Below are 13,789 nucleotides of genomic sequence, written 5' to 3'. Positions count from 1 at the left end.
CCCTGCGGCGGCCAGCCGCCGTACCCGTTCGCGGGTCTGGGCGGGGGCGGCGGAGTGCCCTGGGGGCCGGGGCCCTGCCAGGGCGGAGGGCCGCCGGCGCCGGGCGGCGGCGGATAGGGGCCGGACATGCTCCGATCGTAGGGAGGGTCCCGGCCTTTCCGCCGCCACCCGGGCGGGTCTACCGAATTCGGGTCAGAGCCCGAGCGAGCGGCCGATGATCTCCTTCTGGATCTCGGTCGTGCCGCCGTAGATCGTCTGGATCCGGGTGTCCGCGTAGGCCTGCGCGATGGGGTACTCCATCATGTAGCCGTAGCCGCCGTGCATCTGCAGGCCGGCGTCCACGAGCTTCTTCTGCAGCTCGGTGGTCCACCACTTCGCCATCGACGCCAGCACGGCGTCGGCCGAGCCGTCGTTGAGGCGCTCGACGCAGTGGTTGACGAAGGTGCGGGCGACGTAGGCCTCGGTGGCCATCTCGGCGAGCACGAAGCGGGTGTTCTGGAACTTGCCGATCGGCTTGCCGAACGCCTCGCGGGTCTTGACGTAGTCGAGGGTCTGGTCGAGCACGGCCTCCATCACCGAGACGGCGGTGCCCGCGATGCTGATCCGCTCCTGCGGCAGGTTCTGCATCAGGTAGATGAAGCCCTCGCCCTCCTCGCCGAGCAGGTTGGCCTTCGGCACCACGACGTTGTCGAAGTTGAGCTCGGCCGTGTCCTGCGCCTTGAGGCCCAGCTTGTCGAGGTTGCGGCCGCGGGTGAAGCCCTCCATCCCGCGCTCGACGACCAGCAGGCTGATCCCCTTGTGGCCCGCGTCGGGGTTGGTCCGGCACACCACGACCACCAGGTCGGAGAGGATGCCGTTGGTGATGAACGTCTTCGACCCGTTGAGGATGTAGTGATCGCCCTTGTCGACCGCCGAGGTGCGGATGCCCTGGAGGTCGGAGCCGGCGCCCGGCTCGGTCATCGCGATCGCGGTGATGAGCTCGCCGGAGACCATCCCCGGCAGCCAGCGCCGCTTCTGCTCCTCGTTGGTCAGGTTGACCATGTAGGGCGCCACCACGTCGTTGTGCAGGGTGAAGCCGGGGCCGCTCACGCCGAGGCGCGACATCTCCTCGGAGATGATCAGGTTGTAGCGGAAGTCCTTGATCCCGGGGCCGTCGTACTCCTCGGGGATCTCGAAGCCGAGCAGGCCGGCCTCGCCGGCCTTGGTCCAGACGGCGCGGTCGACGACGCCGTCCCTCATCCACTGCTCGGTGTGCGGGACCGCCTCACGCTCCAGGAACGCCCGGACGGTACGCCGGAAGTCCTCGTGCTCGGTCTCGTAGATGGAGTTCTGCGGGGCAATCATCAGGAAACCCACTCCTTGATCTGGGCGATGGTGGCGGCGTGGTCGACCGCCGGGGCCACGGACAGGTTGGTGACGCCGGCCTCGCGGAAGGCCGCGATCCGCTCCTGGACGTAGGAGGCGGGGCCGACCAGGTTGCCGGCCTCGAGCCACTCGAGCGGGACGAGGGCCTCGGCCTCCTTCTTCTTGCCGGAGAGGTAGAGGTCCTGGATCTCCTTGGCCTCCTTCTCGAAGCCGTACTCGCAGGCCAGCTGGTTGTAGAAGTTCTTGTCGCGGGCGCCCATGCCGCCGACGTACAGGGCGTACATGGGGCGCATGAAGTCGAGCAGCGCCTTGGTCTCGGGGCCCTCGCCGATCGCGACCATGCCGCCGGCGCAGATCTCCAGCGGCTTGAGGTCGGCGGAGCGCTTCGCGGCGCCGCGGGCCAGGGCGTCGCCCCAGACCTCGCCGGCCTTCTCCGGGTAGACCAGGAACGGCAGCCAGCCGTCGGCGACCTCGGCGGTCATCGCGACATTCTTGTCTCCCAGGGCGGCGACCCAGATCGGCAGGTCGGCGCGCTCGGGCTTGTTGAGCAGCTTGAGCGGCTTGCCCAGGCCGAGGCCCTGCCCTGCGGGCAGCGGCACCTGGACGGTCTTGCCCTGGAGGTCGAGCGGCTCGCGGCGCAGGCCCATCCGGAGGAGCTCGATGACCTCGCGGGTGCGGGTGAGCGGGCGGTCGTAGGGCAGGCCGTGGAAGCCCTCGATCACCTGCGGCCCCGACGCGCCGAGGCCGAGCACCGCGCGCCCGCCGGAGACGTTGTCCAGGCCGGCGGCGGTCTGCAGCAGCGCGCCCGGGGTGCGCGAGTAGACGTTGAGGATGCCGGCGCCGATCTCGACCGTCTCGGTCTTCGCGGCCAGGTAGCCCATCAGGGTCGGGGCGTCGAAGCCGTACGGCTCCGCCACCCAGATCGTGTCGAGGCCCGCCTTCTCCAGCGCGACCACCTGGTCGGCCGACTCGCGGGGGTTGCCGGCGTAGACCAGCGGCATGGACAGCTTCATCTGGGTCCCTTCGGTTCGCTCACGTCGTGCGGGGGCACGCCCGCATGACGGACGTCACCCCCGAGGGCAATCGTGACAGCATTACTGTCACGATTGCAACGGTACTGGCACAGTTCATCGGTCCGACCGGGTCGTCCGGAGCCGCCGACCGGCCATCAGGGCCGGGCCGCTACGTTGCCGAGCAAGGACAACCGACGTACCCCCCGATGTGAGTGAGGACCAGATGACGAACTACCGCGTCGCCGTGATCGGCGGAACCGGACCGCAGGGCAAGGGCCTGGGCTACCGCTTCGCGAAGGGCGGCCACGACGTCGTCATCGGCTCCCGCGCGGCGGAGAAGGCCGAGGTCGTCGCCGAGGAGGTGCGCGGCCGGCTCGGGGAGGGTGCCGGCGCGGTGACCGGCGCGGCCAACGCCGACGCCGTCGCCGAGTGCGACGTCGTGCTCCTCGCCGTCCCGTACGACGGCCACGACGAGCTCGTCGCCTCGCTGCCGCTGGCGGGCAAGACCGTCATCTCCTGCGTCAACCCGCTCGCCTTCGACAAGCGCGGCGCGCACGGTCGCGTCATCAACGGCGGCGAGGGCTCCGCGGCCGAGTCCGCCCAGGAGCTCGCGCCCGAGGCGACCGTCGTCGGCGCCTTCCACAACGTCTCCGCCGTCGGCCTGTGGGCCGAGGACGAGTTCCTCGACGAGGACGTGATCGTCGTCGGCGACGTCGTGGAGGCCAAGCAGGTCGCCATGGAGCTCGCCGCCTCCGTCACCGGCAACGTCGGCATCGACGGCGGCAAGCTCCGCCTGGCCCGCCAGCTCGAGCCCTTCACCGCCGTGCTGATCTCGATCAACCGCAAGTACAAGGCGCACTCCGGCCTCCGGATCACCGGCCTCGGCGCCGCGCACTAGCCGGGTCGCCTGGGCCGGGTCGCCAGGGCCGGGTCGCCTGAGCCGGGTCGCCAGAGCCGGGTCCCCCTGAGCCGGGTCGCCTGGGCCGGGTCGCCAGGGCCGGGTCGCCTGGGCCGGGTCGTGTGCCCGAGAGCCCGGCATAGCGGGTGCTCAGGCACACGACCCACGCACGAGAACGCCGAGTCGGCAGAAAGTGACCGTCAGTCCCTGCCGACTCGGCGCTTCTCGGTGCGAGTTTGTGCCGACTCGCGCCTCAGGGGTCCTGTCGTGCCGAGCGGCTGCGCAGCAGCGTGGCCACCAGCCCGACCGCGCCCGCCACCAGCCACGGCGTCGGCAGCAGCCAGTGGGCGTCCTCGGGCTCCGCCGTACCGCTGACCAGCAGCGCCCAGACCGCGGTCAGCCCGAGCAGGGCCACGCCCATCACCAGGTGGACGACGTTGACCGGGTGCCGGCCCGACCGACCGCCCGGCCGCGCGTCGGCGTCGGTGGGCGGGAGGCCGCCCGTCTCCTCGTGGCGGATGCCCTCGGCGGTGTCGCCGGGTTCGTGCGTGCTCATCACTGGCTCCCCGCGGTCTCGAACTCGATCTCGCCGAACAGCATGTCGGCCTCGATGGTCAGCTCCGGCACGTCCTCGCCGCCGTCGTGGTCGGCGATGTTGGAGGCGTCCCGGGTGTCGCCGAACAGGACGGTCTGGCCGCCACCGTCGATCTGCGCGTTGACCCGCACGTCCAGCCCGTCCTCGGGGACGGTCACCAGGATGTGGCCGAGCCGGACGTCCAGCGCGAGGGTGCGCCCGTCGAGCTCCTCGAGGTCGTCGATCTCCGTGAGGTCGAGCAGGATCTCGCCCGCGCCGAGCGAGTACTCGTCCTGCACCGTCGCCGCCGACTGCGGCGTCGACCTGATCTGGCCGGCCCAGCGGTCGGCGTAGACCGGCTCCGCCATCGCGAGCGCGGCGGTCGCCAGCGCCGCGACCAGGCCGACCGCGATCAGCCCGCCGCCGCGCCCCCAGAAGGCGCCGACCAGCAGCATCAGGCCGCAGGTCGCCATCACCGCGGCCGGGTACGCCGACGGCGCGACGTCGACGCCGGCCAGCTGGAGCGTGGCCAGGGTGCCGGTCGCGAGCAGGGCCAGGACCAGCGCGTAGCCGAACAGGATCGGCCCGCGGCGCCGACCCGCCCGCTGGCGCCGGTCCCAGCGGCGCTGGTCGTGCCGCACCCGGCGCTCCCAGTGGCGCTGCTGCTGGCGCTGCATCATCTCGGCCTGGCGGTGCTGGTGCCGCTCCCAGTGCTGGGCCCACTGCTGCTCCCACTCGGTCCCGGCGGTGCCCGGGGGCGGCGGGGGAGTCGCCGGCGGCTCGTAGCCGACGTAGGAGGTCCCAGGAGCCGCGGCACCGCTCGGCCGCGTGTCGGCGCCGCTCGCGTCGCTGCCCGCCGGGGCTCTGGTCGGGGCGCTGGTCGGGGCGCCGGTCGTGGTGCCGGTCGGCGTGCCGGGCGGCACCCACCCGGGTCCGCCCGGGCGACCGGGCGGCGGGCCCCACCCGGGGTGCTGCCGGTTGCGCTGCACACGGGCCAGGACCGCCACGACGATCAGGCCGACGACGGCCAGCTGCCACGGGAAGTGCCAGCCGCCGAGCGTGTCGCCGACCACCGTCAGCGCGACGATCACGCCGACCACCAGCAGCGCGATCACCCGGGTGCGCTCGTCGAGTCGCACCGGCGCCTCGCTGCCGTCGTCCTGGGGCACCAGCAGCCAGCAGGCGGCGTACAGCAGGAGACCGCCACCGCCGAAGAAGACCAGCACCACGAACGCGACCCGGACGATGACGGGGTCGATGTCGAAGTGGCGCGCGATGCCGCCGGCGACGCCGGCGATCTTGCGGTTGGTGGTGCTGCGGCGCAGCCGGCCGAGATCGCGCATCTCCTCGGTGGAGACGCGCGGGCCCTGGCCGGGGCCGGGTGGCGGCGGTGGTGCGGTCATGGGTCCAGCCTCGCGGGAACCGGGGCGTCGCACCATCGGGGAGCACCCTGATCCTGAGGTCGGTGGCGCGGGGTGACCCCGAGGCCGGAATCAGGGTTCGACCAGGGATGATCCCGCTGCTCGGCGACCGACGGCTGTGTGACGATGGACGACATCATGAGCACAGCGCCGCCCGCCGCCGAGGAGACCGGACCGTCCGTCCCGGTCGGTCCCGGCGCGCCCGACGGCCAGGCCCCCGTGGTGCCGCCCCCGGCCGAGTACCGCCGCGCCTACCGCGACCTCGACAACCACGTGCTCGGCGGTGTCGCCGCCGGCCTCGCCGAGCACCTCGGACTGCCGGTGATCTGGGTGCGGGCCGGGTTCGTGGCGGGAGCGGTGCTCGGCGGGATCGGGATCGCCCTGTACGCCGGCCTGTGGCTGATGCTGCCCGCGGGCCCGGTCTTCGCGCCCGACGCCCCCGGCCTGGAGAGCGCGAGCCGGGGCGGGCGCCGCCCGGGGCCCGCCCGCCGGCTCGGCGACGTCGGCCCGCTGTTCGCGCTCGGCGCCTTCGGCATCGGCCTGGTGCTGGTGGTGCAGGGGCTGTTCGGCGCGGGGGCGCTGATCTGGCCGGTCTTCCTCGGCGTGGCCGGCGTGGCGCTCCTGTGGCGCCAGGCCGACGAGGCGCAGCGGGAGCGCTGGATCGACACCGGCGGCCGGATCGACCCGGCGCGGATCGTCCTCGGCGACGGCGGCTGGGCGTCGTACGCGCGGCTCGCGGCCGGGTTGGCGCTCCTGGTGCTGGCCGTCGTGTGGGTGTCGCTGCAGAGCGGGTCGCTCTCCGTCGCCCGCGACATCACGCTCGCGGTGCTGCTCGGCGTGGTCGGGCTCGGCATCGTCGTCGGTCCGTGGGCCTACCGGCTGACCCGCGAGCTCTCCGACGAGCGTGCCGAGCGCGTCCGGACCCAGGAGCGCGCCGACGTGGCGGCCCACCTGCACGACTCCGTGCTGCAGACGCTCGCGCTGATCCAGAAGAACCCCACCGACGCCGCCCGGCTGGCCCGCGCCCAGGAGCGCGACCTGCGCTCCTGGCTCTTCGCGGGCGAGGCGATCGACGACCGCACCGTGGCCAGCGCCCTGCGCGCCGCGGCCGCCGAGATCGAGGACGGCTACGGCATCCACGTCGACGTGGTCGCCGTCGGCGACACCGACCTCGACGAGGCCACCCGGCCGATCGTGGCCGCCGCCCGCGAGGCGGCGACCAACGGGGCCAAGCACTCCGGCGCGCAGCGGGTCGACGTGTACGCCGAGATCGGCAGCGACACCGTCGAGGTGTTCGTCCGCGACCGCGGCGTCGGGTTCGACCCCGACGGCACGCCCGAGGACCGGTTCGGGGTGCGGCACAGCATCGTGGACCGGATGGAGCGGCACGGCGGCACGGCCGAGGTGCGCTCCGCGCCGGGCGAGGGGACCGAGGTGCGGTTGCGGCTCGACGGCCTCGGCGAGCGCGGGCAGCGGGAGCAGGCGGTCCAGCGCGACCAGGCGGACCACACGGACAAGGTGACGGACGGGGCGACGCCCCCGGCGGAAGGTGACGACGGTGGGTGAGCAGGCGCGGCCCGGTGGGCCGGTGCGGGTGGTGGTGGTCGACGACCACGCGATGTTCCGTCGCGGGGTGAGCGCCGAGCTGGCGTCCACCGGCGCGGGGCGGGTCGAGGTGGTCGGCGAGGCGGCCGACGTCGACGAGGCGGTCGCCGCGGTGCTCGCCGAGCGCCCCGAGGTGGTGCTGCTCGACGTGCACCTGCCGGGCGGCGGGGGCGTCGAGGTGATCCGCCGCTCGACCCGCGAGGGCGCCGGCGACGTACGGTTCCTCGCGCTCTCGGTCAGCGACGCCGCCGAGGACGTGATCGGCACGATCCGCGGCGGCGCCCGCGGCTACGTCACCAAGACCATCAGCGGCGAGGAGCTGGTCGACGCGATCGGCCGGGTCGCCGACGGTGACGCGGTCTTCTCGCCGCGGCTGGCCGGATTCGTGCTCGACGCCTTCGCGAGCGCCGGCATCGCCGCCGACATCGCCAGCGTGGACGAGGACCTGGACCGGCTCACCGAGCGGGAGCGGGAGGTGATGCGGCTGATCGCCCGCGGCTACTCCTACAAGGAGGTCGCGCGCGAGCTCTTCATCTCGATCAAGACCGTGGAGACCCACATGTCCTCGGTGCTGCGCAAGCTGCAGCTCTCCTCCCGTCACGAGCTGGCGCGCTGGGCGTCGGATCGCAAGCTGCTCTGAATGGCGCGAGCGTGTCTGCGCTTCGCTTGACACGCTGCCGCGCTCGCGGTCGAGTTCGCTCGGTGCCGGGTGGTCCGGCGGCGTGCGGCGGCTGCGCGCGGAGAAGCGCTGCTCGTGCCGTCCCGATCGCTGCGCTCCCTCCCGACCCTCGCATCACATCTTCCGTGATGGCACCCCTGGGTCCGTGGCGGAGGGGCGCGGTGTCGCTCGTTCGTCCCGAAACCGTGACCGGCGGGATGCTCCGCGTGGGAGGCTGCGGGTGTGGCTGGTCGTGACGAGGAGTCCGTCGGGGTCGTCGGGGGCGGCATCCTGGGGCTGGCCGTCGGACGGGAGCTGCTGCGCCGCCGGCCGGGCACCCGGGTCGTCGTACTGGAGAAGGAGGCCGGGCTCGCCCGGCACCAGACCGGCCACAACTCCGGGGTCGTGCACGCCGGGATCTACTACCGGCCCGGCAGCCTCAAGGCCGCGCTGTGCACCCGCGGCCGGCTGCTGCTGCGCGACTACTGCGCCGAGCACGGCCTCGCCTACGAGGAGTGCGGCAAGCTCGTCGTCGCGGTCTCCCGCGACGAGCTGGGGCGGCTGGACGCGCTGGAGCGCACCGCGACCGAGAACGGGGTGCCCGGGCTGCGCCGGCTCGACGCGGCCGGGATCGCCGACCTGGAGCCGTACGCCGCCGGGCTGGCCGCGCTGCACTCGCCGGCCACCGCGATCACCGACTACGTCGCCGTCGCCCGCGCGCTGGCCGCCGAGATCGAGGCGGGCGGCGGCGAGGTGCGCACCGCCGTCGAGGTACGCGCGGTGCGGGAGGGCGCCGGCGGCGTCGATGTGACCCTGGCGGTCGGCGACGCGGAGGAGCGCCTGCGCGTGGACCGCGCGGTGCTCTGCGCGGGGCTGCACAGCGACCGGCTCGCGCCCGGCGTGGGCGCCGAGCCCGTGCCGCGGATCATCCCGTTCCGCGGCGAGTACATGCTGGTCCGCCCGGCGAAGCGGGACCTGGTCCGCGGGCTGATCTACCCGGTGCCCGACCCCCGCTACCCGTTCCTCGGCGTGCACTTCACCCGCCGCGTCGACGGGTCGCTGGAGGTGGGCCCGAACGCCGTGCTGGCCACCGCCCGCGAGGGGTACCGCCGCCGCGACCTCTCCTGGCCCGACCTGCGCGACACCCTCGCCTGGCCCGGGTTCTGGTCGATGGCGCGGCGACACTGGCGGACCGGGGTGGGCGAGGTGGTCGGCTCCGCCTCGGTGCGCGCCTACATGCGCGCGGCCGCCCGCTACGTGCCCGCGATCGGCGCCGCCGACGTGGTCCGCGGTGGCGCCGGGGTGCGCGCGCAGGCGGTCGACCGCGACGGCTCGCTGGTCGACGACTTCCGGATCTCGATCGGCGACCGGGTGTGCGCCGTACGCAACGCGCCGTCGCCCGCCGCCACCTCCGGCCTGGCGATCGCCGAGCACGTCGCGGACGCGATCGGCTGGTGCTGAGGATCTTCGTGCGGTCTCGTGTGGGGAGCCGTGCCCGCGGGCGGTGCGCCGCCTTCTAGAGTTCAGCCATGGACACCCTGCGCCTGATCCTGCTGATCCTCCACATCCTCGGGTACGCCGCTCTGATCGGTGGCCTGCTGGTGCAGATGGGGCCGGGGGAGAAGAAGGTCAACGGCGCCATGCGCGACGGCGTCGGCCTCGCCTTCCTCACCGGCCTGGCGCTGGTCGGCGTGCTCGAGGCCGGCGACGGTGACGTCAACCACGCCAAGGTGGGCGTGAAGCTCGCGATCGGCCTCGTGCTGCTGATCCTGGTCATGGCCAACACCCGCAAGGAGAAGATCCCCAACGGGCTGTGGGCCGGGCTGCTGCTGCTCTCCATCGCCAACGTCTGCGTCGCCGTCCTCTGGTCGCCGGTCCACGCCTGAGCGTCCCTTCGCCTCGCGCCGCCCGGTGCCCCTGTGGGGTGCCGGGCGGTGTCGTATGTAACACGCGGGTGCGTGCTCTGGTCGGCCGTCGGCGCATGTAACACGCGGGTGCGTGCTCTGGTCGGCTGTCCGCGTTGGTAGGAGCCCGTTGCGGCGGGGTGGAGGCAGCGCGAACGGCCGACCAGTCGGGTGGACAGCGTGTTACATGAGCCCTCGGCAGGCGCACGCCAGCCCACCTGAGCGCAGGCCAGCCCACGGCCGGGCCCAGGTGCGTCAGGTGCGTCAGGTGCGTCACGCCGCGCCGGGCCAGCCGACCGGAGGTGCCGCGGGCCGTGGCCGCGGCCCCCGCGGCCGGTACGCCGCGAGGTCGCGGGCGTCGGTGCCGAACAGGCGGCAGGTCTCGCGGTACTCCCGGTTCAGCCGCCGCGCGGTGCGCTCCCAGCTCGGCTGGAGGAGGTCGTCCCAGACCAGGCGCGACATGCCGAGCTTGAAGCCGCACACGAAGTCCTGCCGGCGCTTCTCCCGCCACACCACGTCGCCCGCGGGCCCGGTGGCGATGCCGCCCTCGTCGAGCCGCTGGTACTTGACCCGCCCGTCGAACTCGAAGACGTGCCGCCCCAGGCGCAGGTCGCACCACGCGGTCCGGCCGTCGGCGGTCAGCCCGAGCTGCACCTCCGGCACACCATGGCCGAGCGAGGTGACCATCAGGCGCGCCAGCGTCTCGCCGGCGCTGTCCGTGTCGGGGGAGGCCGACGCGATCACGTCCCGCGCGGTGGTGACGCCCGGCCAGTACCGCATGACGGCCACGCCGAGCTCGAGGTCGCCCCTCGTCGTACCGCTGCGCAGCGCCGCGTCGGCAGCCACCAACCCGTGTCGGAAGCCGTGCTCACGGGCGATGTCCAGGGCGGTGCGGGCGGGCCGGAGGCACCGCACCCCGTCGATCTCGATGACGTCGCGCGGCGCGTACGGGGCGAGGTGGTGGGTCACGCCGTACCGGTGGTGGGAGCCGATGACGCCGGGGCGGGTCACGTGGGTCACCGCCGGGCGCTGGTGCAGGACCTCGAGGCCGAGCAGGTACGCCGCGGAGTGGTGGCTCCACACGTGGGCCGCCCGGATGCGCAGGCTCGCCGCCCGGTCCCGGAGGAGCCGCTGGTCGCGCTCGGAGGTGAAGGTGGCGGCGTACGACGCCTCGGCGTAGACGCCGCGCCGCACGATCGTCCAGACCCCGCGGCGCACCAGACGGTCGATCTGGTCGGGCTGCATGCCGGCGCGGACTGCCTGCGGACGGGTGATCAGGCCCCACTGCCGGGCCATCAGGGCGAGCGCACGTGCGTTCATGCCGAGGCACCCTGCTCCGGTGGGGGACGTACGCCCTCAGGAGCCGCCGGCGCCTGGGGATGCGGCGCGCGCGTCCACAGCGCGTGGTGGGCCACGTGGTCCGCCGCGGGGCCGGCGGGCCGGGAGATGTAACACGCGGTCCGCCCGACTGGTCGGTCGTCGGCGTCGGTACCAGCCCGTCGCGACGGGCTGGAAGCACCGTGGACGACCGAGGAGTCTCTGCACTGGCGTGTTACATGCGCCGACGGCCGACCACACCCCGCAACCGCGTGTTACATCACCCACCCCGACGGCACCCCCGCCTCCGTCGGCCCCGCGCCGTAGGCTGGTGGGCGACATGAGTACGACGCCGCAGCTCCCCGGGTTCGACCACCTCACCCCCTCCGCCGCGCCCGCGGAGGAGCCCCGTACGACGCGGCGCGGGCCGAGTCGCGAGGACCTGCTCGCCGGGCTCAACGGCCCGCAGGCCGAGGCGGTCCAGCACGCCGGCGCGCCGCTGCTGGTCGTCGCCGGCGCGGGCTCGGGCAAGACGCGGGTGCTGACCCGGCGGATCGCGTGGCTGATCTCCGAGCGCAAGGCGCACCCGGGCTCGATCCTGGCGATCACCTTCACCAACAAGGCCGCGGCGGAGATGAAGGAGCGGGTGGCCGACCTGGTCGGCAACCGCGCCAAGATCATGTGGGTCTCGACGTTCCACTCCGCCTGCGTGCGGATCCTCCGCAAGGAGGCCGAGCACATCGGGGTGAAGTCGAACTTCTCGATCTACGACGCCCAGGACCAGAAGCGGCTGATCACGCTGGTCTGCTCCGACCTCGACCTGGACCCGCGCAAGTTCCAGCCGGGCCCGGTGCTGCACTGGATCAGCAACCACAAGAACGAGCTGCGCGACCCGGAGGAGGTCGCCGCCGAGGCGCGCAACAGCATCGACGAGAGCTACGCGTCGGCGTACCGGCTCTACCAGCGGCGCCTGCGCGAGGCGAACGCGCTGGACTTCGACGACCTGATCATGGAGACGGTGCGGCTGTTCCAGACGCGCCCCGAGATCCGGGAAACCTACCGGCGCCGGTTCCGGCACATCCTGGTCGACGAGTACCAGGACACCAACCACGCCCAGTACGCCCTCATCCACCAGCTCTGCGGCCAGGACCTGGAGCAGCCGCTGGAGGAGAGCGCGTACGGCGACGCGCTGGCGCCCGCGGACCGGGTGCCGCCCGCGGAGCTGATGGTGGTCGGCGACGCCGACCAGTCGATCTACGCGTTCCGCGGCGCCGACATCCGCAACATCATGGACTTCGAGAAGGACTTCCCGGACGCGCGGACGATCATGCTGGAGCAGAACTACCGCTCCACGCAGACGATCCTGACCGCCGCCAACGCGGTGATCGAGCGGAACGCCGGCCGCAAGCCGAAGCGGCTGTGGTCGGACGCGGGCGACGGGGAGAAGATCGTCGGCTACGTCGCCGACACCGAGCACGACGAGGCCCGGTTCGTCTCCGACGAGATCGACAAGCTGACCGACGCCGGCACGAAGGCCGGCGACGTGGCGGTCTTCTACCGGACCAACGCGCAGTCGCGCGTGTTCGAGGAGATCTTCATCCGCACCGGGATGCCCTACAAGGTCGTCGGCGGGGTGCGGTTCTACGAGCGGCGCGAGGTCCGCGACGCGCTGGCCTACCTGCGGATGCTGGTCAACCCCGACGACCAGGTGAGCCTGCGCCGGATCCTCAACACCCCGCGCCGCGGCATCGGGGACCGGGCGGTGCTGGCGATCAGCCAGCTCGCCGACCGGGACGGCCTCACGTTCTGGGAGGCGCTGCAGCGCGCGAACCAGGCGCCCGGGCTGGCCAGCCGCTCGCAGAAGAACATCGAGGCGTTCGTCGCCAAGGTCGTCGAGTGGCAGCAGATGGTGGCCGCGGGGGAGCGCCCCGACGTGGTCCTGGAGACCGTGCTGGACGGCTCGGGGTACCTGGCCTCGCTGGAGGAGTCCGACGACCCGCAGGACGCCACCCGGGTGGAGAACCTGGGTGAGCTCGTCGCGGTCGCGCGGGAGTTCGCGGAGGACCCCGTCGCGGGGCCGTCGGCCGACCCGGCCGACGTCGACGCCGGCACCGTCGAGCCCGGGCTGGGCGACTTCCTGGAGCGGGTCGCGCTGGTCGCCGACTCCGACCAGATCCCGGACGCCCCCGAGGACGACCCGGACGCCCCCGAGGACACCGGCATGGTCACGCTGATGACCCTGCACACCGCGAAGGGCCTGGAGTTCCCGGTGGTCTTCCTGACCGGCCTGGAGGACGGCGTCTTCCCGCACTCGCGCGCGCTGGGGGACCGCACCGAGCTGGAGGAGGAGCGGCGGCTGGCCTACGTCGGCATCACCCGCGCCCGCCAGCGCCTCTACGCCTCCCGCGCCGTGGTCCGCTCCGCCTGGGGCGCCCCGGCCCACAACCCGGCGTCTCGCTTCCTCGCCGAGCTGCCGATCGACCTGGTCGACTGGCGTCGTACCGAGGCCGAGCAGGCCCAGTGGTCGCGCCCGACGTTCGCCTCGCGGGGGTACGACGGTGGGGGCTCGGGTGCGCCGGTCCGGATGGGCAGCCCCACCGCCGCCGGCCGCCGCAACTTCGGCGCCGCTGCGGCCCGTGCCGACGCTGCCGCGAAGTCCAAGCCGTCCCGCCCGATCCCGGTGCTCGAGCCCGGCGACCGGGTCACCCACGACTCGTTCGGCCTCGGCACCGTGGTGTCGGTGGAGGGCGTCGCCGAGAAGTCGGTCGCCTCCATCGACTTCGGCTCCGACGGCGTCAAGCGCCTGCTGCTGCGGTACGCACCCGTCGAGAAGCTGTAGCGCCGGGTCGCCGCCGGTTGCGGCGGTGCGCCCGCGTCACATGGATTCTGGTCGCTAGAACGCCGCGAGGGCGACGAGAAGCCATGTGACAAGGCCATCGGAGCAGTCAGTTTCTGCCGACTCGCGCACCGGCGAGTGGAGTGGTTTCGAGGCTCGGCGCCGGGGCGCCTCGCACCTCAACCACCGGCGTCAACC

The 13,789-nt window shown here is 73.4% G+C and carries 11 protein-coding genes; 6 read left to right on the top strand and 5 right to left on the bottom strand.

Going from position 1 to position 13,789, the window contains the following annotated elements:
* Nucleotides 1-192: 192 nt before the first annotated feature.
* The gene (locus ABLM29_RS17205; RefSeq protein ID WP_349715546.1) at nt 193-1,344 is read right to left on the bottom strand and encodes an acyl-CoA dehydrogenase family protein; all 1,152 of its coding nucleotides are present in this window, start codon (nt 1,342-1,344) and stop codon (nt 193-195) included.
* Nucleotides 1,344-2,378, bottom strand: a complete 1,035-nt coding sequence (locus tag ABLM29_RS17200; RefSeq protein WP_349715543.1) for an LLM class F420-dependent oxidoreductase — start codon at nt 2,376-2,378, stop codon at nt 1,344-1,346. The genes ABLM29_RS17205 and ABLM29_RS17200 overlap by 1 nt, the downstream gene beginning before the upstream one ends.
* A gap of 223 nt (nt 2,379-2,601) precedes the next feature.
* On the opposite strand from ABLM29_RS17200, the gene npdG reads away from it, so the two are divergent.
* Complete coding sequence (gene npdG, locus ABLM29_RS17195) at nt 2,602-3,276, top strand: NADPH-dependent F420 reductase (protein WP_349715541.1); 675 nt, start codon at nt 2,602-2,604, stop codon at nt 3,274-3,276.
* A 253-nt stretch (nt 3,277-3,529) separates the two neighbouring features.
* Here the strand turns inward: npdG and ABLM29_RS17190 are convergent, their stop codons facing one another.
* Nucleotides 3,530-3,832, bottom strand: a complete 303-nt coding sequence (locus ABLM29_RS17190; RefSeq protein ID WP_349715539.1) for a hypothetical protein — start codon at nt 3,830-3,832, stop codon at nt 3,530-3,532.
* On the bottom strand, nt 3,832-5,253 hold the full coding sequence (locus ABLM29_RS17185) for a PspC domain-containing protein (RefSeq protein WP_349715538.1): 1,422 nt from the start codon (nt 5,251-5,253) through the stop codon (nt 3,832-3,834). The genes ABLM29_RS17190 and ABLM29_RS17185 overlap by 1 nt, the downstream gene beginning before the upstream one ends.
* Nucleotides 5,254-5,409: 156 nt before the next feature.
* Here ABLM29_RS17185 and ABLM29_RS17180 point away from each other — a divergent pair, with 156 nt between their 5' ends.
* From ABLM29_RS17180 to ABLM29_RS17165, 4 genes are all read left to right on the top strand, one after another.
* Entirely contained in the window at nt 5,410-6,837 is a 1,428-nt protein-coding gene (locus ABLM29_RS17180; protein ID WP_349715536.1) for an ATP-binding protein, read from the top strand.
* A gap of 52 nt (nt 6,838-6,889) precedes the next feature.
* Nucleotides 6,890-7,516 (top strand): LuxR C-terminal-related transcriptional regulator, encoded by a 627-nt coding sequence (locus ABLM29_RS17175; RefSeq protein ID WP_502889267.1) that lies wholly within the window; start codon nt 6,890-6,892, stop codon nt 7,514-7,516.
* 261 nt (nt 7,517-7,777) lie between these two features.
* Complete coding sequence (gene lhgD / locus ABLM29_RS17170) at nt 7,778-8,995, top strand: L-2-hydroxyglutarate dehydrogenase (RefSeq protein ID WP_349715533.1); 1,218 nt, start codon at nt 7,778-7,780, stop codon at nt 8,993-8,995.
* A gap of 68 nt (nt 8,996-9,063) precedes the next feature.
* The gene (locus ABLM29_RS17165) at nt 9,064-9,420 is read left to right on the top strand and encodes a hypothetical protein (RefSeq protein ID WP_349715531.1); all 357 of its coding nucleotides are present in this window, start codon (nt 9,064-9,066) and stop codon (nt 9,418-9,420) included.
* A gap of 291 nt (nt 9,421-9,711) precedes the next feature.
* On the opposite strand, the gene ABLM29_RS17160 is transcribed toward ABLM29_RS17165, so the two are convergent.
* Nucleotides 9,712-10,758, bottom strand: coding sequence for a type IV toxin-antitoxin system AbiEi family antitoxin domain-containing protein (locus tag ABLM29_RS17160; RefSeq protein WP_349715529.1), 1,047 nt, complete (start codon nt 10,756-10,758; stop codon nt 9,712-9,714).
* 337 nt (nt 10,759-11,095) lie between these two features.
* On the opposite strand from ABLM29_RS17160, the gene pcrA reads away from it, so the two are divergent.
* Nucleotides 11,096-13,594, top strand: coding sequence for a DNA helicase PcrA (gene pcrA / locus ABLM29_RS17155; protein WP_349715527.1), 2,499 nt, complete (start codon nt 11,096-11,098; stop codon nt 13,592-13,594).
* Nucleotides 13,595-13,789 lie beyond the last annotated feature (195 nt).

Origin of the sequence: Nocardioides sp. YIM 152588 (genome assembly GCF_040191335.1) — a bacterium.
Taxonomy (GTDB): Bacteria; Actinomycetota; Actinomycetes; order Propionibacteriales; family Nocardioidaceae; genus Nocardioides.
The sequence above is the reverse complement of the archived record's forward strand: the minus strand, read 5'-3'. Positions and strand labels throughout refer to the sequence as shown.

Coding starts and splice junctions, on each gene's coding strand:
- ABLM29_RS17205 (WP_349715546.1), bottom strand. CDS start 1,344: ATGATTGCCCCGCAGAACTCCATCTACGAGACCGAGCACGAGGACTTC.
- ABLM29_RS17200 (WP_349715543.1), bottom strand. CDS start 2,378: ATGAAGCTGTCCATGCCGCTGGTCTACGCCGGCAACCCCCGCGAGTCG.
- npdG (WP_349715541.1), top strand. CDS start 2,602: ATGACGAACTACCGCGTCGCCGTGATCGGCGGAACCGGACCGCAGGGC.
- ABLM29_RS17190 (WP_349715539.1), bottom strand. CDS start 3,832: ATGAGCACGCACGAACCCGGCGACACCGCCGAGGGCATCCGCCACGAG.
- ABLM29_RS17185 (WP_349715538.1), bottom strand. CDS start 5,253: ATGACCGCACCACCGCCGCCACCCGGCCCCGGCCAGGGCCCGCGCGTC.
- ABLM29_RS17180 (WP_349715536.1), top strand. CDS start 5,410: ATGAGCACAGCGCCGCCCGCCGCCGAGGAGACCGGACCGTCCGTCCCG.
- ABLM29_RS17175 (WP_502889267.1), top strand. CDS start 6,890: ATGTTCCGTCGCGGGGTGAGCGCCGAGCTGGCGTCCACCGGCGCGGGG.
- ABLM29_RS17165 (WP_349715531.1), top strand. CDS start 9,064: ATGGACACCCTGCGCCTGATCCTGCTGATCCTCCACATCCTCGGGTAC.
- ABLM29_RS17160 (WP_349715529.1), bottom strand. CDS start 10,758: ATGAACGCACGTGCGCTCGCCCTGATGGCCCGGCAGTGGGGCCTGATC.
- pcrA (WP_349715527.1), top strand. CDS start 11,096: ATGAGTACGACGCCGCAGCTCCCCGGGTTCGACCACCTCACCCCCTCC.